Source organism: Microbacterium sp. AC215 (assembly GCF_979258645.1).
The window spans coordinates 2,296,088-2,313,845 of sequence record NZ_OZ409869.1; the positions used below are offsets into that span (position 1 = coordinate 2,296,088).

Consider the following 17,758-nt stretch of genomic DNA (forward strand, 5'->3'; position numbering starts at 1 on the left):
GATCGCCTCATACCCATCTCACCCGGTCGCCGGGTCCGCCTACCGCGTGACGCGGCCGTCGACGAGGTGCAGCACCCCGTGCATGCGAGGGAGATGCACGAGGTCATGGGTGACGAGCAGCGTCGAGGTGTTGCGCTCATCGGTGAGTCGGAGGATGAGGTCGATGATCTTCGCTCCGCGCTCCTGGTCGAGAGCGCTGGTGGGCTCGTCGACCAGGAGCACGCTCGGATCGTTCATGAGCGCTCGCGCGATGTTGACTCGCTGACGCTGTCCGCCGGAGAGCTGGTGCGGCCTCTTGTGACCATGCTCGGCGAGGCCGACCGCGGCGAGCAGGTCATCCGCACGGGATGCCGCGGCGGCGCGATCGCGGCGGCGGCTGCGCGGCGCACCGAGCTCGTTCATGACGCTCAGCTGCTCTCGGGCCGTCAGAGAGGGGATGAGGTTGGGCTGCTGGAAGACGATCCCGATCCGGTCCCGCCGCAGACGCGTCGCCTCGGCCGGACTGAGGGCCGTGACGTCGTTCCCGTCGATGAGGATCTCGCCGGAGTCCGGACGCAGGAGGGTGCCGGCGACGGCGAGCAGACTGGACTTTCCCGAGCCGCTGGGCCCCGTGATGCCGGTGACGGTTCCGGGGTGAGCCGTGAGTGAGACACCGTCCACGGCGGTCACCCGCGAGTCACCGTCGGGGAAGGTCAGAGTGATGTCGTTCAGGCGGATCATCGGTTGCTCCCGAGGGCGGTGAGAGGGTCGGCGGAGGTGACGGAGCGCAGGGCGAAGGCGGCGCCTGCGAGGCCGAGGGCGATCATGATGCCGCCCGGAAGGATGGTCGTGACAGGACTCAGCAGGAACGGGAGGGCGGTGCCCGCGAGCAGGCCGAGCGCGGTGACCAGGCTCAGCCCGATGCCGATGCCCGCCAGCAGGACGATCAGCGCCTGCCCCAACGCGTCTCGGATCAGGGAGCGCGTGCTCGCGCCGAGCGCTTTGAGGACGGCGACATCGCCCTTGCGCTGCATCGTCCAGACAGTGAAGAACGCCCCGATGACGAGTCCCGAGATGCCGAACAGCATGCCGACCATGAGCAGGAGCGATCCGATCTCGGAGCGGAAGGCGCTGAGTGCCGTCAGCGATCCGAGCGTCGTCTCGGAGATCGTGTCGTTCGCCGCATCCGCGGCATCCCAGTCGGGGGCTGCCGTGACAGCGAGGACCGTGGCGTAGGCGTCGGGGTTTCCGGTGGATGCCGAGTACGCCTGCCAATCCTGCAGGGTCATCTGCACGACCGGCGTGTGGCTGTACCAGGCATCTCCCTCGATCGACTCGATGTCGTAGGAGACGCCCGCGATCTCGATCTGCTCGCCGACCTTCGCGGCGAGCGCGTCCGCCGCGGGCACCGACAGGCGCAGCCGTCCGTTCTCGGAGGGGGCGGCAGCGTCGAAGCCGGGCTCGACACCGAACACCGCGATCGCGGCCCGGGTGTCGTCCGTCTCGGCGCGGGTCTGACTGATGCCGAGAGGGCGCGCGTCGGTCACCCCTGCCGTCTGCGCCCAGTCGTTCGCCTGCTGCTCGGTGATGGCGGAGTCCGCGAAACTGGCCGCACCGTCGCCGCCCGAGGGTGCGGAGAACACGATGCGGTCTGCGGGGAGCGCGAGCACGCCCGAGACGTTCTGGATGGCGAGGCCCCCCGTCAGTCCGCTGAGGAACCCGACGAGCAGGGTGATGAGGGCGACGACGGAGCCGATGAGGATGAATCGCCCCTTGGCGAAGCGGAGATCGCGTAACGCGACGAACATTGTGGTGCCTTTCCTGTCTCCGGTGCGGTGACCATTCCACTTTCGCCGTCGGCCCATTCGACGTCATCAGCCGCTCGACGAGCCTTTCGCGCCCGGAGTGAGGACGCCTCGATCGTCCTTTCGGACGATGCCGCGGTGCGCTCGTCGGCGTAGAGTTCGAGCCATGGCGCATACCGCTCTGACCCCGGTGTTCGTGGGTCTGCGGACCGGTCTCCACGTCCTCTTCTTCGCCCTGACGGGGGTCGTCATCGCGCGGGCCGTGCTCGACCCGTCGGAGTCGAGCGCGTCCGCGATCGTCCTGGCGCTGATCGTCGGCGCAACGTATGCGTCGGGTGCGCTGCTCGCTCGTCTCTCCCGCGGACGACGGCTGACGTCACTGATCTGGCTCGCCCTGCTCTCGGCGGAGTGGTTGGGCCTGCTGTGGGTGAGCGCCGACGCCGCCTACCTCGTGTTCCCCCTGTTCTTCCTGTTCCTGCACCTTCTGGGGCGCTGGGCGGGATCGGCGGCGATACTGGCCGCGACGATCGTCGCCGTCTGCGCCCTCGGCATCCACGGCGGGTGGAGCGTCGGCGGCGTGGTCGGCCCGTTCGTCGGCACCGGCGTCGCCCTCCTGATCGGCCTCGGCTACCAGGCCCTCGCGAGAGAGGCCCAGCAGCGTGAGGCGCTGGTCAGCGAACTGCTGGCGGCCCGCGGACAGCTCGCCGCGCGCGAACACGAGTCGGGGGTCCTCGCGGAGCGCGCCCGGCTCGCCCGCGAGATCCACGACACACTCGCGCAGGGACTCTCCAGCATCCAGATGCTGCTGCACGCCGCGGAACGCGCCGATGACACCCGACCGGGCATCGAGCACATCCGGCTCGCGCGCGAGACGGCCGCCGCGAACCTCGTCGAGGCTCGGCGATTCATCCGTGAGCTGACCCCACCCCAGCTCGACGACCAGACCCTCGGCGGGGCGCTGCGCCGACTGGCGCGAACGCAGTGGGCGACGCAGGGACTCGACGTCCAGGTGCGGGTGTCCGACGCTGTCGTGCTGCCCATGCACCTGCAGACGGCGCTGCTGCGCATCACGCAGGGAGCCATCGCCAACGTCATCCAGCACGCTCACGCGACGACGGCGACGGTCACCATCGGCATCCAGAACGACCACCTGCGCTTCACGGTCGAAGATGACGGAGACGGATTCGACGCGGAGCTCCCTGCGCCGGGGACCGCTGAGAAGTCCGATTCCTTCGGTCTGCGCGCCACCGCCGAGCGAGTGGAGCAGCTCGGGGAAGACTCGTGATCGGCACGGCATCCGGGCGGGGAACGACGCTCACCGTCGACCTCCCCCTCACGGAGTTCGTATGATCCGCCTCGTGATCGCCGACGACCACCCCATCGTCCGTGCCGGTCTCCATGCCCTGTTCAGCCTGGAACCGGATCTCGAGGTGGTCGCGGAGGCGGCCACGCCTGATGAAGCGGTCGCCTGCGCGGAGCGCGAGAACCCCGACGTGGTGTTGATGGACCTCCAGTTCGGCTCTCAGACGGCGACCACGGGTGTGGATGCGACGCGACGCATCCGGGCGCTCGAAGCGCCGCCCTACGTGCTCGTGCTCACGAACTACGACTCGGATGCCGACATCCTCGGCGCCGTCGAGGCCGGTGCGAGCGGCTATCTGCTGAAAGACGCCCCGCCGCACGAGCTGACCGCCGCCGTGCGCGCGGCGGCCGCCGGAGAGAGTGCTCTCGCGCCCGTGATCGCCTCGCGATTGCTCGACCGGATGCGCGCGCCGCGCGTCAGCCTCAGCAGCCGCGAGATCGAGGTGCTCGAGCGCGTCGCCGCAGGGCGTTCGAACAGCGAGGTGGCAGAACAGCTCTTCGTCAGCGAGACGACCGTGAAATCGCATCTCGCGCACATCTTCTCGAAGCTCGATGTCACCTCACGCACCGCCGCGGTCTCGGAGGCGCGCCGGAAGGGGATCCTCCGCTGACACGGGCCGCACTCCGCGGTACTCACCTGTCGGACACGGTGCGACGGTGGGCGACTCAGCGGGAGTCGTCAAGCGGCGGAGCGGTCGAGGCGCGCACGATCAGCTGCGACCCGAGGGTCACGACGTCGTCGATCGCGGTGCCGTTCATCGCCTGCAGAAGCAGGTCGACGGCGAGCGCGCCACTGCGTTCGATCGGCATCCGCACCGTCGTGAGCGCCGGGGTGACCGCACCCGCGAGGTCGATGTCATCGATGCCGACGATGCTGATGTCGGCGGGGCACCGCTTGCCCAGCTCGAGCAATCCGGCCTCGAGTCCCAGGGCGACGAGGTCGTTGTAGGCGATGACGGCCGTGGCGCCACTCGCCGCCGCCGGTGCGGCTGCGGCCCGTCCGCCCTGAATGGACGCGGCATGGTGGCTGAGCCCGGTGAGACGGATGCCGTGGCGCTCGCACGCTCGCGCGACGGTGTCGGCGCGGCGCACATCGGCCCATGATCCGCGCGGACCGGCGGCGTAGGCGATGTGCGTGTGTCCGAGGGCGGCGAGGTGCTCGATCGCCTGCGCAGGTCCGTGCTCGGTGTCCATGAGCACGCACGGTGCGCCGTCGATCTGCCGGTTGACCACGACGTAGGGGGTGTCTCCGACGAGGTCGAGCACGTCAGCGTCGGGCAGACGGGGTGAGCACAGCAGCATGCCGTCGAGCTTTCGGGCCTGCTCGATCTGCTCGCGTTCGCGGCGCAGGTCCTCGTCGGCGTCGAAGAGCACGATGCGATGGCGTCCGTGCCATGCCTGCCCCTGGATCGCCTTGAGCAGAGTGGCGTAGACGGGGTTCGCGACGTCGGGCACGACGACCCCGAAGGTGCGCGTGGCGGTGGCCGACTGCGACGCCGCGTAACCGAGCTCCCCCGCCGCTTCGAGCACGCGGCCGAGGGTGTTCGGGGCGAGGCGATCGGGCTCCCCGAAAGCACGCGATGCGGTCGCGATGGACACGCCTGCGCGTCGTGCCACATCCGTCAGCGTCGCTGCCATGTCGTTCTCCCGCCCTCGCAGGCAATCCTACGATCCTCCACCTCGATGTAAAACTGCTTGACATGTTTGTACAAACACTGCACACTGATTTGCATGACGATCAACGCCGATCACCCTCAGCGGTGCGCGGCCCCGAGCGAAGGAGCCACCGCGTGAGCATCCCAGCACCGGCCCTGCGCCGCACGACCTCTGCCACCGCATCCCCGCTGGTCGCTCCGACGGCCCCCGGCATCCTGCACCTCGGCCTCGGCAGCTTCCACCGGGCACACCAGGCCGTCTATACGGCAGCCGCGCTGCAGTCCGCGGGCGGCGACTGGGGCATCGTCGGTGTCGCCTCGCGTTCGCGCACCATCGTCGACGCGATGCACGCCCAGGACATGCTCTACACGGTCGCGACCATCGCCCCGGGCACCACGTCACTCACCATCCCCGGTGTGCACGCCGACGCCTTCGTCGGCGCCGAGCAGCCCGAGCGCGTCGTCGCACAGATCGCCGACCCCGGCATCCGCATCGTGACCCTCACCGTCACCGAGAACGGCTACAGCTACTCCCCCGCCACGCAGCATCTCGACCTCGACGACGACACCGTGCGCTCCGACCTCCGGGGCGGCGCCGCCCGCTCGACCATCGGCCAGCTCGCCCGTGGCCTGCAGGCCCGTGCCGCAGCCGGTGGAGCGCCGATCTCGATCCTCAGCTGCGACAACCTCTCGGCCAACGGCGCCCACACCGAGAAGCTCGTCCGAGAGTTCCTGCACGAGCTGCCCGGATCCGAAGGCGCCGACACCCTCGCCTTCCTCGACCGCGCCGTGTCGTTCCCCTCGAGCATGGTCGATCGCATCGTGCCCGCGACCACCTCCGAGCTGCGCACCCGCGTCGACACCCTGCTCGGCGCCCGTGACGACATCCCGGTGCCCGCCGAGCCGTTCACGATGTGGGCGATCGAAGACCGCTTCGCCGGCGGACGCCCCGCCTGGGAGGCCGGCGGTGCCGTGTTCACCGACGAGGTCGGACGCTACGAGCAGATGAAGGTGCGACTGCTCAACGGCACGCACTCGCTGATCGCCTACCTCGGCGCGCTCAGCGGAGTGGGGACGATCCCCGAGGCCATCGGGCTCGACGGCATCGAGAGCGCGGCGCGCGCCGTGCTGCGTGACGAGTACGAGCCCTCGATCGAGGTTCCGTCCGGCGTCGACATTCGCGCCTACGAGAGCGAGCTGTTCGAGCGCTGGGCCAACAGCGCCCTGGGTCACCGCACCAGCCAGGTCGGTACGGACGGCTCCGTGAAGCTGCGCCAGCGCATCCCGGAGCCCGCCCTGCGGGCGCTGCGGCTCGGCGAGATGCCCCACCTGATCGCCCTCACGGTCGCCGGATACCTGTCGTGCATCGCCCCGCTGCCCGGATTCGACCCGGGCCTGCACGCCGCCGCGATGACCGACGGCGCCCGAGAGCGTCTCGCCGACTATGCGGCGAGCGCCCGCACGGGTCGTGAGCTGGCACAGCGCGTGATCGGCGAGCTTCACCTGTTCGGTGATGGACTCGGATCACAGGATGCGTTCATCGCGCGCGTCGGCGAGCTCGTCGACACGATCCAGCGGCGCGGCGTCGACGCCGCGATCGCCGATGCCGTCTCGGCATCCCAGACCACCACACCATCACTCACCCGCGCAGAGGAGTTGCAGCCATGAAGGCTCTCGCCATCCACGGCAAGGAAGACATCCGCTGGGAGGACCGCGAGGTCCCGACCCCCGGCGACGGCGAGGTCCGCCTCCGCGTGAACTTCGTCGGCATCTGCGGCTCCGACCTGCACTACTACTTCCACGGAGCGAACGGCGAGTACACGATCCGCGAGCCGCTCACCCCCGGCCATGAGCTGTCGGGTGTCGTCGACCTGGACCCGTCCGGCCGCCTGGAACCCGGCACCCCCGTCACCGTGCACCCCGCGCGCTACGGCGCCGAGGTCCCCGGGCTCGAAGGCCACCCGCATCTGCGTCCCGGCGGCGACTACTTCGGCAGCGCCGCCGCGAACCCCCACCGCCAGGGCGGGGCATCCGAGCTGCTGATCGTCGAAGACCACATGCTGCGCGTGCTCCCCGCATCCCTTCCGCTCGAGCGCGCAGCCCTCGCCGAGCCGCTGGCCGTGGCGATCCACGCCGTGAGCCTCGCCGGAGACATCACCGGCAAGCGGGTGCTGGTGATCGGCGCGGGACCCATCGGACTCCTCGTCGTCGCTGCGGCACTTCACGCGGGTGCCGCGGTGGTCGGCGCGAGCGACGTGCGTGAAGAGCCTCTCGACCGCGCGACGTCTCTCGGCGCGACCGAGGTCTCGCTCGTCGGTCGCGACATCATCGAGAACGAGTCCTACGACATCGTGTTCGAATGCTCCGGCGTCGGAGTGGCCCTCACCCAGGCGGTGCGCGCCGCCCGCCGCGTCGGCACCATCGTGCAGGTCGGGATGCTGCCGAACGCCGACATCGGAGTGAACCTCGCGCCGATGCTCGCCAAGGAGCTCACCATCCGCGGCGCCTTCCGCTTCTCGACCGAGATCGACGACGCGGTCGCGCTGCTGGCCGAGTCCGACGCCCTCGACTCCGTCATCTCGCACGTCCTCCCGGCATCCGACGCCGTCCAGGCCTTCGAACTCGCTCGCGACTCGTCCGCCTCGGCGAAGGTCCTGCTGGCCCTCTAGCAACACCCTCCGCGCTCCCCGCGCACCCCACCCGATCCTGGTCCGAAGGAGTACCTCCCATGTCCGAACCGCAGACGACCGCCACGGTCGCCGATCCTGCCGCGAAGAGGTCGGTGCGCGACCTCGTGCGCGCCGCCATCTCCGGATGGCTCGGCACGGCCCTCGAGTTCATGGACTACCAGCTCTACTCGCTGGCAGCCGCCCTGGTCTTCGCCGATCTGTTCTTCTCGTCCGAGAACCCCGCCGTGGCCGTGGTCGCCGCGATGGCCACCTACGGCGTCGGCTACGTCGCCCGCCCGGTCGGCGCATTCTTCTTCGCCCGCCTCGGCGACAAGACCGGTCGCACGAAGGTCCTCTTCTACACGATCCTCCTCATGGGTCTCGCGACCACCCTCATCGGATTCCTTCCGACCTACTCGCAGGTGGGCGTCCTCGCCCCGATCCTCCTCGTGCTGCTCCGCATCGCGCAGGGCTTCGGAGCCGGAGCCGAGATCTCGGGTGCGGGCGTCATGCTCGCCGAGTACGCCCCCGCCAAGCGCCGAGGCATCATCGCCTCGCTCGTCGCACTGGGCACGAACTGCGGAACCCTGCTCGCCTCGGGCATCTGGGCGATCCTGCTCGTCGCGTACAGCGAAGACGAGGTCATCGCCTGGGCGTGGCGCATCCCGTTCATCGCCAGCGCCGTCATCATGCTCTTCGCGATCTGGGTGCGCTTCAACCTCAAGGAGACCCCGGTCTTCGAAGAGCGCGACGACGTCGTCGACGGCAAGGCGCTCTCGCGTGAAGAGGTCGTGAAGCTCGCCACCGAGACCAACGACATCCGCACGCTCGAGGCGATGAACCGCAAGCCCTGGAAGGCGTTCTCGATCGCGCTCCTGCTGCGCTTCGGCCAGGCCGGCAACTCGGGCATGATCCAGACCTACCTGATCAGCTACATCACCGTCGTGCTGCTGCTCGACCGCTCGATCGGCGTCAACGCCGTGATCGTCTCGTCGCTCGTCGCCTTCATCACGGTGCCCCTGTCGGGCTGGCTCGGCGATCGCTTCGGCCGCAAGCGCATGTACATGGTGTGGGCGATCATCGCGCTCATCATCATCGTCCCGACCATGCTCATGATCAGCAGCAAGGACACCGTGCAGGTCTTCGTCGGCTACGTGGTGCTGCACAACCTCGCGGTGATGAGTTTCGCGTCGCTCGAGAACCTCACGCTCCCCGAGCTCTTCGGATCCCGCAACCGCTACACGTTCACGGCCATGGCACGCGAGATCGCCGCCATCGTCGCGACCGGTGCGGGCCCCGTCATCGCCGCCGCGTGGGTGTCGGCCGTCACCGGCTCGTTCATCCCGATCATCATCATGCTGTTCATCTTCACGCTGTGCGCGCTCATCGCCTCGATCTGGATGCCGGAGGTCGCCGGTCGCGACCTCACCGATCCGCGCGACGCGATCTGATCGGACCGCTCTTCACGACCAGGGGTGCGGGCGCCCGAACGCCCGCACCCCACACCTCATTCCGCACCTCCAGGAGAGAACGACATGACCATCGAGATCGTCGACGTCAACATCACCAGCCCCGGACGCAACTTCGTCACGCTCAAGATCACGACCTCCGACGGCATCGTCGGCCTGGGCGACGCCACTCTGAACGGCCGCGAGCTCGCCGTCGCCTCGTACCTGTCCGACCACGTCGCCTCGATGCTGATCGGTCGCGATGAGGACAGGATCGAAGACACCTGGCAGTACCTCTACCGCGGCCCGTACTGGCGTCGCGGACCCGTCACAATGGCGGCCATCGCGGCGGTCGACATGGCGCTGTGGGACATCAAGGCGAAGAAGGCCGGGATGCCGTTGTACCAGCTTCTCGGCGGCGCCAGCCGCGAGGGCGTCCGCGTCTACGCGCACGCCTCGGGCACCGACTACGCCGCCCTGAAGAACGCGATCACCGGATACGAGGAGCTCGGGTTCACCGCCGTCCGCGTGCAGACCGGTGTTCCCGGCCTCGGGCAGATCTACGGCGTCTCTGCCGCAGGCCCCGGCGTGCGCTACGACTACGAGCCCGCCAAGCGCTCGGGCGACCGCCCCAGCGAAGAGACCTGGGACACCCGCAACTACCTCAACCACATGCCGGGGATCTTCTCGCAGATCCGGGAGGACTTCGGCACCGACCTCCGCATCCTGCACGACGGACACCACCGCATGTCGCCGATCGAGGCCGCGCGCTTCGCGAAGGACATCGAGCCCTACGACCTGTTCTGGCTCGAGGACTGCACCCCCGGCGAAGATCAGACCGCCCTGCGGCTCGTGCGTCAGCACTCGACCACGCCGCTCGCGATCGGCGAGGTCTTCAACTCGGTCTTCGACTATCAGACACTCATCACCGAGCGCCTGATCGACTACGTGCGCTCGGCGGTGACCCACACCGGTGGCATCACGGCCATGAAGAAGCTGCTCGACTTCGCCGCGATCTACGGCATCAAGTCCGGCATCCACGGGCCGACCGACATCTCGCCGGTCGGCATGGCCGCGGCACTGCATCTCGACCTGGCGATCCACAACTTCGGCATCCAGGAGTACATGCCGCACAACGAGCAGACGCTCGAGGTGTTCCAGACCTCGTTCACGTTCGACAAGGGCTTCCTGCACCCCGGCGACCAGCCCGGTCTCGGTGTGGACCTCGACGAGGATGCCGCGGCGGGCCACGAGTACACCAAGGCGTACCTGCCGGTGAACCGTCTGCTCGACGGGACCGTCCATGACTGGTGAGGTGCGACGGGTCGCCCTGCCCCCGCGCACGGTCGACTCGCGCCTGATCGTCGTCGCCCGCGCGAAGCGGGCGGAGGACTACGACGCCGTGCTCGACGTGCTCGTCGATGCCGGCATCCGCAGCGTCGAGCTGACGCTGACCACACCGGGCACGTTCGAGCACTTCCCGCACCTGCTCGCGCGGTTCGGCGACGCGATCGACCTCGGCATCGGCACCGTCACGAACGCCGTGGACCTGGCACGGGCGATCGAGGTGGGGGCGGCCTACATCGTGACCCCGATCACCTCGCGCGACCTCGTCACACAGGCGACGGATGCCGGTGTGCCGATCGTCCCGGGCGGACTCACGCCGACCGAGCTGTTCGCCTCGTGGTCTGCCGGAGCATCCGCGGTGAAGGTGTTCCCCGCGGGGCAGGTCGGACCCGCGTACCTGAAGGATCTGCGCGGCCCCTTCCCCGACCTCGTCGCCGTGCCCTCGGGTGGAGTCGACCTCGCCGGGGCCGAGGCGTGGCTGCGTGCCGGTGCGGTCGCGGTGAGCGTCGGCGGGCCGCTGCTCGGCGACGCGTTCGCCGGCGGTGACCTGCATGCCCTGCGGGAGCGCGCCGCGTCATTCGTCGACGTCTGCGCGCGGAGCGCCGAGTGACCACCTCGTCGCCGTCCGTCGTCACGCTCGGAGAGACGATGGCGCTCGTGCGCACGACCGAGATCGGCTCGCTGCGTCACGCGAACTCGTTGGCGTTCGGCATCGGCGGTGCTGAGAGCAACGTCGCGATCGGACTCGCGCGACTCGGAGTCACGACCTCGTGGCTGGGCCGCGTCGGCGACGACTCCCTCGGCGAGCGCATCGTCCGAGAGATCCGCGGTGACGGCGTCGACGTGCGCGCGATCGTCGACCCGGATGCCGCGACCGGCCTCATGGTGAAGGAGCGCCCGTCTGCGGCATCCACCGCGGTGCACTACTACCGTGCGGCGTCAGCCGGATCGCGGCTGCGACCGGAGGACCTGCCCGACGGGTGGGTCGAGGACGCGTCGCTGCTGCACATCACCGGGATCACTCCGCTGCTGTCCGAGACGGCCCGGTCCGCCGTCCACTCAGCCATCGATCGTGCCCGGGCAGCCGAAACGATCGTGAGCTTCGACATCAACTACCGGTCGGCGCTGGCGTCGCCCGATGTCGCCGGGTCCGTGCTGCGCGAACTCGCGGAACGTGCCGACATCGTCTTCGGCGGCGACGAGGAGTTCGCCATCCTGTATCCCGGCACCTCGGCAGCGGATGCCGCGGAACGCCTGCGGGAGGCCGGATGCGCGACGACCGTGCTCAAGCAGGGACCTGACGGCGCCTCGGTCCTCACCGCCGGATCGGTGGTCGACTCGCCCGGGTTCACGATCGAGCCGGTCGACACGGTCGGTGCGGGCGATGCGTTCGTGGCCGGGTATCTGAGCGCCCTGCTCGACGGCCAGGCGGTCGATGCGGTCCTGCTCCGGGCGAATGCCTGCGGCGCCATGGCCTGCCTCGTTCCCGGCGACTGGGAGGCGGCACCGACTCTGCGCGACCTCGAGCGCTTCCTCGACGCCGGCTCCGACCCGGTGCGCCGCTGAATCGGCGTTGACGCCGCCTCAAGACGCGTAGCCTCGAAGGATGTCCAAAGCCGTCGCCTCCCTGTCCACGGCTTCCGCCCTCCCGGAGTCCGTGCCCCGTCGCACCCCGTTGTTCTCCCGCGCCGCGGTGAACTTCCGACCGGCCGCACTCGTCTACCGGGTCGTGGCGCTCGCCATCATCCTCACCGGTGTCATCCGGCACTCCGACATCCTGACCGGTCAGCCGGCGTGGACGACCCTGCTGTTCTACACGATGGTCAGCAACCTCCTGTGTCTCGCGTGGGTGCTGCTCCTCCTCGTCCGCACAGTCGGCGATCTGCGTCAGCGCGGACGGTTCGGCACATCGACGCCCAGCGCACGCGGCAGTGGAGCGGTGATGTTCGCGATCACCGTGACCATGCTGATCTACCTGATCGTGCTCGTTCCCTCGAGGTTCGCCGACGGCGACGCCGAGATCTTCTCACTCACCGACAACCTGATCCACATCATCACGCCCGTGCTCGTGATCGTCGACTGGCTGGTCTTCGTGCCGAAGGGATCGTTCCGGTGGATCGATCCTCTGCTGTGGACACTGCTCCCCTACGTGTATCTGACCTGGGCTTTCGTCTACGGCGCGCTCGGCGGCGAGTTCACACCAGGACAGGCGTATCCCTACCCGTTCATGGATGTCGACGTGCTCGGGGTCGCGGGCGTCGCTCAGTGGATCATCGCCCTCACGGTCGCTCTCGTCGCGGTCGGCTTCGTCTTCGTCATCATCGACCGCGTCCTCGGATCGCTCGCCCGGCGGTTGGTCCGACACTGAGACGCCCCGCGCCGGCGCTCAGTTGATGATCTCCGCGCGGTCGTCGGCGTGCAGCGCCGCGAGCCGTTCGCGCCATGCGGCGAGCGCCTCGGCCGAGAGGCGGGTCCAGTCGAGCACCTCGCGGACGACCCTCAGCGGCTCCGCGCTGCGATAGGAACGGGTCGGATTGCCGGGGAACTTCTTGTCGGTGACATTCGGGTCGTTCTCGAAGTCCCCGGTCGGCTCGACCTCGTAGACCCGCGGCTCGCGATCACCCGGCGCGAGTTCGGCGGCGAGTCCCGCACCGTCGGCCACGGCGGTGAAGTAGATATGGTTCATCACGATCTCGGGCCGGTAGTTCGATGGATATCCGGCGGTCAGCAGGTCGCCCGGTCGCAGGTCTGCCTTGGTGCCGTGGAAGAAGGGGCCGTCATCCAGTGCGTCGCTCACCCGCAGCATCCTATGACTGCGCGCACACGCAGGGAAGGAGATCTCACAGTACGAAGGACGGATGCCGACGGCTCACCCTTCGTCGAGAGAGATCTCCTTCACTGCGGTCGTCGCACAGATGGCGACGGTCAGTCGCCCGAGCGTCGCGTTCCGATACCCGGTTCGTCGTTGTGGATGGACTCGTCCTGCACGGATGACTCCGACGACGGGTCGACGCGCACCGCACCGGAACCGCCCGAGTCGGCGCCAGCGTTTCCGGCGGGAGTCTCTCCGACCTGGTCGGGGTCGTCCGCGTTGCGGTCTTCGATCAGCGCGGCGATCCCTTCCTCGGAGGGTTCTGCACCGCCGAGATCCTGACCGGACTCCTCGCCGCGGCCGCTCACTCGGTGCCGTCCCGCAGGTCGGTCGGCGCGTCGCCGCTGTGCTGCAGACCCTCGTCCTCCGGAGCCAGGTCACCCTGTCCGTCGTCGCCCAGCTCGGCGTCGACCGGGTCGTCGCCCTGGGTCTCCGGCTGGTCGGTATCGGTGGGGAAGGTGCCGTCCGAGAAGTCGTCGACTCGGGGGATGCCGGGCATGTCCGGCGGGAAGCTGTTCGCGAAAGCGTCGATGTTCGACATGATGCCCTCCAGGGTGTGGTGTCCGAGTTCTCATGATGCGTCCGATCCGCGGCGAGCGCAGGGCGGTTGACAGCCCGGCGGAGGGCGAGGATCATTCCCGCCCCGATCCCGACGGGTGACGTCACAGGCCGAGCCGATTCGGCGGGCTGCTCGATTGTGTCGACACCCGGTCGCCCCTATGGTGTGGTCATGAACCGCTCGCGCCTCCGTCCACTGGTGAGCGCGGCTCTCGCGCTCGGGGCGGTCGCGTTTCTGGCCGGCTGCGTCAACGCTCCGACGGTCGACCTGCTTGCCAGCGGCGAATCCGCCCGCCTGCCTGAGTCGGTCACGTCCGACCAGCTCGAGACGGTAGTCCCCGACACGGCGCGCCTGCTCGGCGAGGACTCCGAAGGGCACACTTTCTACGCCGTCGAGGCGAGTGACGAGAGCGGGCTCGGAAGGGTCTGCCTGGTGATCGACGGCGTCGAGAACGGGCCGGTCATGGTATGCGGGGCGATGCCGATCGAGGTCGAGACCGCCGGCGTGCGCGCCCGACTCAGCGTCGAGGTCGTCCCCGAAGACCGCGGCGAGAAGATCGGCGACTACCTCCGCGTCTTCCTGTGACCGACGACCCCGCACCGCGCGCGACCGTGAGAGCATCGATCGCAGACCACGACTCGAGAGAGATCTCGGATGCTCGACACAGCAGACAGCGTCAGGCTCGGCCGTTCCGGAGTGAAGATCTCGAAGGTGGTGCTCGGATGCATGAGCTTCGGCGCACCGGACCGCGGCGCACACGGATGGTCGCTCGATGAGGAAGCGAGCCGCCCGCTGATCGCGCAGGCTCTCGAGGCAGGAATCACGACGTTCGACACCGCCGACGTGTACTCCGACGGCACGAGCGAGGAGTTCGTCGGCCGTGCACTCAAGGACTTCGCGCGCCGCGACGAGATCGTGCTCGCGACGAAGGTGCACGGGCGCATGGGCCCGGGCGCGAATCAGGCCGGACTCAGCCGCGGGCACATCCTGTCGGGCATCGACGCGAGCTTGACGCGCCTCGGCACCGAGTATGTCGATCTTTACCAGATCCACCGGTGGGACCCCGAGACGCCGATCGAAGAGACCATGGAGGCGCTGCACGACGTCGTCCGCTCGGGCAAGGCTCGCTACATCGGCGCATCATCGATGTGGGCGTGGCAGTTCGCCAAGGCCCAGGGTGTCGCTGCGCAGAACGGCTGGACGCGCTTCGTCTCGATGCAGGATCAGTACAACCTGCTGCAGCGCGAGGAGGAGCGGGAGATGCATCCGTTCTGCCTCGACTCGGGCGTCGGCGTGCTGCCCTGGTCTCCGCTGGCGCGTGGCAAGCTGACGCGGGACTGGGATGAGACGACCACGCGCACGGCGACCGATGCCTTCGGCGCGACGCTCTACCGCCGCGAAGAGGAGTCGAATCGGGCGATCGTGGATGCGGTGGCTCGCGTCGCCGAGGGACGCGGCGTCTCCCGGGCTCAGATCGCCCTCGCGTGGGTCGCCCAGCAGTCGGCGGTGACCGCCCCGATCGTCGGCGCGACCAAAGCCGCTCACATCGACGATGCGGTCGCAGCCGCCAGCATCCGACTCGAGGCCGCCGAGCTCGCCGAGCTGGAGGGTGCCTACACGCCGCGGGATCCCGAGGGCTTCTGACCGCGCTTCGGCGCCTACTCGATCTGACCGATGGGCTCCCGCTTCTCGGCCTGGAACTGGTCTTCCGCGCGGCCTCTCGCCCAGTAGGCGGAGATCGACAACGACTCTCTCGGCACCTCGCGCTGCTTCAGCAGGGCCCGAACGGCCTTGATGGTTCCGCGCTCCCCGTGCGCGAACACACCGGGGTGCCCGTCCGACCAGGCCAGCTCCGCGAGGACGGCCAGCAGCTCGTCATCGGACTCGGTCCATCGCACCGCCACTCCGGATGGAGCATCGGGAAGGATGCGGTCGCCGGGGTCGGCCACGGTGAGGATGACGTGCCCGACGGCATCCGAGTCCATCGCCTCGAGGGCCGACGAGATCGCCGGGAGCGCGGTGTGGTCGCCGATGAGCAGATGCCACGCCGCTCCGGGCTCGGGCAGGTAGCCGCCGCCCGCGCCGCTGACGACCAGCGTGTCCCCGACCTGTGCACGTCGAGCCCACGGCCCGGCGACACCCTCATCGCCATGCACGACGAAGTCGATGACGAGACGCTGGCGCTCGGCATCCGCTGCTCGCACCGTGTATGTGCGCGGAGTGGGCAGCTTCTCGGGGCTGTGCTCCCGCAGCTGAGCGAGATCGTAGGGAGGGGTGAGCCCGTGGCGAGGATCGGCGAACAGGATCTTGACGTACTTGTCGGTGTAGACGTTGTCGGTGAAGGCCTCGTACCCGTCGCCTCCGGCCGTGATGCGCACGAGGTCGGGGCTGACCTGCTCGACCTGCTGCACGTTGAGCACGGCTTGGCTGGGGGTTCGGCGAGGCTGTTCCGGCATTGCGTCTCCTGACGAAGAGGAAGGGAGTCCTCTCCAGTCTGCCGGTCCTGTTCGGTGACCCGGGCCACTTTCCAATAAGGAAAGTCGTCGTACACCGCGCACGCCACGGAGGCGTGATGGGTACGCCTCAGACGGCGCAGAGGTCGGTGTCGGCGCTGCGGTTCACCGCATCCACCGGCCGCGGTGGCACCGGGGTGGCGCGGGGCTGCGAGGTGAGCGCTTCGTAGTCGGCGCCGAGCAGCAGCTGCACGCCGTCGACGTCTCCGACCTGGACGACGACCTGGATGCCGAGCTCTGCGGCGAGCGCCTGCGCCGTCTGCTGGGCGTCAGGGGTGTCTGCGGCCGTGATGGTCGTGAGGTCGACCGGGTCGGCATTGGCGATGCCGGCTACGGTGTATCCGTAGCCCGTCGCGTCATCGGAGACGCGGGACGCCAGACCGCTGACACCGGCACCGTTGAGGATCTGCACGGGCGTGGTGCGCACCGGCGCCTCGGGCTGCACCTCGTCGGTGGTGAGCACGATCGGCACGTCGTCGATCAGCGCCCGGAAGATGACGTCGGCGTCCGCGGTCGGCACGACGCGATAGGGGTCCTCCGGGGCCTCGGTCGTCGGCATGGTGAGGAATGTGACGCTGCTGAGCGGAACATTCGCGACCCGCGCGGCGAGGCCGGCGAGATCGGTCAGGGCTCCGAGACCGGGGTCGACGGTCATCGACGACGTCACGGCATCGAGGAACGCGTAGAGCCGGTCGGGGCGCACGAGCACGGCGGACTTGGTGGCCTTCTGCACGATCGCCGAGAGCACCATCTGCTGGTGCCCGAGGCGGGCGATGTCGCTCTCCTGAGCGAGCGCATGGCGCGTGCGAGCGAGTGCGAGTGCCTGGTCGCCGTTGATCGACTGGGGGCCGGCGGGCAGGTCGAGGCGTGCGTGCCCGTCCTGCAGCGGCTCCGGCAGGCACACATCGATGCCGCCCATCGCGTCGACCATGCCGATGAACCCCTCGAAGTCCATCTGCACGAAGTGGTCTATCGCGAGACCGGTCAGCTGCTCGACCGCCGCGACGGAGCAGGCCGGGCCGTACTGCAGTGCCGAGTTCAGCATCCCCCAGCCGCCGCCATACGACCCGCGCCCGTTGTCGTCGCACGCCGGCAGGTCGCCGACGGTGTCGCGCGGAAGCTGCACGGCGTCGATGCGGGTGTTGTCACTCGAGATGTGAGCGATCACCATCGCGTCGCTGCGCTCGGTGCCGTCGTCTTCGCCGAAGCCCTCGGACTCGAGCGCCCGGGAATCGGACCCGAGCAGCAGGATGTTCAGATCGCCCGTCGCGAGCTCAGGCTCACTCTCACCGTCGTCCGAGCGGATGGGCGCCGTGGTGACGTTGCCCTGCAGCTGCCCGTAGGCGATGGCGCCCACGGCGACCAGGGCGGCCACGACGGCGACGCTGATCCAGCCGATCACTCGACCGCGCCGACGACGTGGTCGAGACGCGGGTTCGGAGCCCGACGTGACGTCGTTCTGGTCGTCGCTGTGGGGGGAAGCTGGCGATCTCACCTGCTCACACCATCACGAGTGGGGCCAGAGAGCCAACACGTGGAGGCGGCGAGT

19 protein-coding genes are annotated in these 17,758 nt (G+C 69.1%); 11 read left to right on the forward strand and 8 right to left on the reverse strand.

The features are described 5' to 3' along the window. Positions 1 to 39 precede the first annotated feature (39 nt). Positions 40 to 720 carry an ABC transporter ATP-binding protein gene (locus ACZZZF_RS11105; RefSeq protein WP_394195066.1) on the reverse strand — a complete coding sequence of 227 codons (681 nt, stop codon included), beginning with the start codon at positions 718 to 720 and terminating at the stop codon, positions 40 to 42. Beyond that, positions 717 to 1,787, reverse strand: a complete 1,071-nt coding sequence (locus tag ACZZZF_RS11110; protein WP_463498344.1) for an FtsX-like permease family protein — start codon at positions 1,785 to 1,787, stop codon at positions 717 to 719. The genes ACZZZF_RS11105 and ACZZZF_RS11110 overlap by 4 nt, the downstream gene beginning before the upstream one ends. A gap of 163 nt (positions 1,788 to 1,950) precedes the next feature. Between ACZZZF_RS11110 and ACZZZF_RS11115 the strand changes: the two genes are divergently transcribed. Continuing rightward, entirely contained in the window at positions 1,951 to 3,069 is a 1,119-nt protein-coding gene (locus tag ACZZZF_RS11115) for a sensor histidine kinase (protein WP_463498346.1), read from the forward strand. Positions 3,070 to 3,130: 61 nt separating this feature from the next. Next, positions 3,131 to 3,757, forward strand: a complete 627-nt coding sequence (locus tag ACZZZF_RS11120; protein ID WP_463498348.1) for a response regulator transcription factor — start codon at positions 3,131 to 3,133, stop codon at positions 3,755 to 3,757. Positions 3,758 to 3,812: 55 nt separating this feature from the next. On the opposite strand, the gene ACZZZF_RS11125 is transcribed toward ACZZZF_RS11120, so the two are convergent. Continuing rightward, complete coding sequence (locus ACZZZF_RS11125; RefSeq protein ID WP_053098288.1) at positions 3,813 to 4,784, reverse strand: LacI family DNA-binding transcriptional regulator; 972 nt, start codon at positions 4,782 to 4,784, stop codon at positions 3,813 to 3,815. Positions 4,785 to 4,936: 152 nt separating this feature from the next. On the opposite strand from ACZZZF_RS11125, the gene ACZZZF_RS11130 reads away from it, so the two are divergent. The 7 genes from ACZZZF_RS11130 (at position 4,937) to ACZZZF_RS11160 (ending at position 12,633) form a co-directional block, all read left to right on the forward strand. Then, entirely contained in the window at positions 4,937 to 6,469 is a 1,533-nt protein-coding gene (locus ACZZZF_RS11130) for a mannitol dehydrogenase family protein (protein ID WP_463498349.1), read from the forward strand. Next, positions 6,466 to 7,470 carry an L-idonate 5-dehydrogenase gene (locus tag ACZZZF_RS11135; protein ID WP_463498351.1) on the forward strand — a complete coding sequence of 335 codons (1,005 nt, stop codon included), beginning with the start codon at positions 6,466 to 6,468 and terminating at the stop codon, positions 7,468 to 7,470. The genes ACZZZF_RS11130 and ACZZZF_RS11135 overlap by 4 nt, the downstream gene beginning before the upstream one ends. Positions 7,471 to 7,529: 59 nt before the next feature. Next, positions 7,530 to 8,921, forward strand: a complete 1,392-nt coding sequence (locus tag ACZZZF_RS11140) for an MFS transporter (RefSeq protein WP_053098285.1) — start codon at positions 7,530 to 7,532, stop codon at positions 8,919 to 8,921. An 84-nt stretch (positions 8,922 to 9,005) separates the two neighbouring features. Continuing rightward, entirely contained in the window at positions 9,006 to 10,232 is a 1,227-nt protein-coding gene (gene manD / locus ACZZZF_RS11145; protein WP_053098284.1) for a D-mannonate dehydratase ManD, read from the forward strand. Beyond that, a complete protein-coding gene (locus tag ACZZZF_RS11150) occupies positions 10,222 to 10,875 on the forward strand; it encodes a bifunctional 4-hydroxy-2-oxoglutarate aldolase/2-dehydro-3-deoxy-phosphogluconate aldolase (protein WP_372984470.1) in 654 nt (217 codons plus the stop codon). Before manD ends, ACZZZF_RS11150 begins: the two co-directional genes overlap by 11 nt. After that, complete coding sequence (locus tag ACZZZF_RS11155; protein WP_463498352.1) at positions 10,872 to 11,831, forward strand: sugar kinase; 960 nt, start codon at positions 10,872 to 10,874, stop codon at positions 11,829 to 11,831. The genes ACZZZF_RS11150 and ACZZZF_RS11155 overlap by 4 nt, the downstream gene beginning before the upstream one ends. 40 nt (positions 11,832 to 11,871) lie before the next feature. Beyond that, a complete protein-coding gene (locus ACZZZF_RS11160) occupies positions 11,872 to 12,633 on the forward strand; it encodes a Pr6Pr family membrane protein (RefSeq protein WP_230101131.1) in 762 nt (253 codons plus the stop codon). Positions 12,634 to 12,651: 18 nt separating this feature from the next. Here ACZZZF_RS11160 and arr read toward each other — a convergent pair whose 3' ends face one another. The 3 genes from arr to ACZZZF_RS11175 all read right to left on the reverse strand — a co-directional run bounded on the left by arr (position 12,652) and on the right by ACZZZF_RS11175 (position 13,678). Continuing rightward, entirely contained in the window at positions 12,652 to 13,062 is a 411-nt protein-coding gene (gene arr, locus ACZZZF_RS11165; RefSeq protein WP_083569242.1) for an NAD(+)--rifampin ADP-ribosyltransferase, read from the reverse strand. A gap of 128 nt (positions 13,063 to 13,190) precedes the next feature. Beyond that, positions 13,191 to 13,445: a hypothetical protein gene (locus tag ACZZZF_RS11170; RefSeq protein ID WP_053098281.1), complete on the reverse strand. Its 255-nt coding sequence runs from the start codon at positions 13,443 to 13,445 to the stop codon at positions 13,191 to 13,193. Further along, on the reverse strand, positions 13,442 to 13,678 hold the full coding sequence (locus ACZZZF_RS11175; protein ID WP_053098280.1) for a hypothetical protein: 237 nt from the start codon (positions 13,676 to 13,678) through the stop codon (positions 13,442 to 13,444). The genes ACZZZF_RS11170 and ACZZZF_RS11175 overlap by 4 nt, the downstream gene beginning before the upstream one ends. 189 nt (positions 13,679 to 13,867) lie before the next feature. Between ACZZZF_RS11175 and ACZZZF_RS11180 the strand changes: the two genes are divergently transcribed. After that, entirely contained in the window at positions 13,868 to 14,281 is a 414-nt protein-coding gene (locus ACZZZF_RS11180; RefSeq protein ID WP_463498353.1) for a hypothetical protein, read from the forward strand. 69 nt (positions 14,282 to 14,350) lie between these two features. Beyond that, positions 14,351 to 15,340, forward strand: a complete 990-nt coding sequence (locus tag ACZZZF_RS11185) for an aldo/keto reductase (protein WP_463498354.1) — start codon at positions 14,351 to 14,353, stop codon at positions 15,338 to 15,340. Between the two features lie 14 nt (positions 15,341 to 15,354). On the opposite strand, the gene ACZZZF_RS11190 is transcribed toward ACZZZF_RS11185, so the two are convergent. Then, positions 15,355 to 16,152 (reverse strand): siderophore-interacting protein, encoded by a 798-nt coding sequence (locus ACZZZF_RS11190; protein WP_463498356.1) that lies wholly within the window; start codon positions 16,150 to 16,152, stop codon positions 15,355 to 15,357. Positions 16,153 to 16,279: 127 nt separating this feature from the next. Next, positions 16,280 to 17,704: an LCP family protein gene (locus ACZZZF_RS11195; RefSeq protein WP_463498358.1), complete on the reverse strand. Its 1,425-nt coding sequence runs from the start codon at positions 17,702 to 17,704 to the stop codon at positions 16,280 to 16,282. Positions 17,705 to 17,758: the final 54 nt, after the last annotated feature.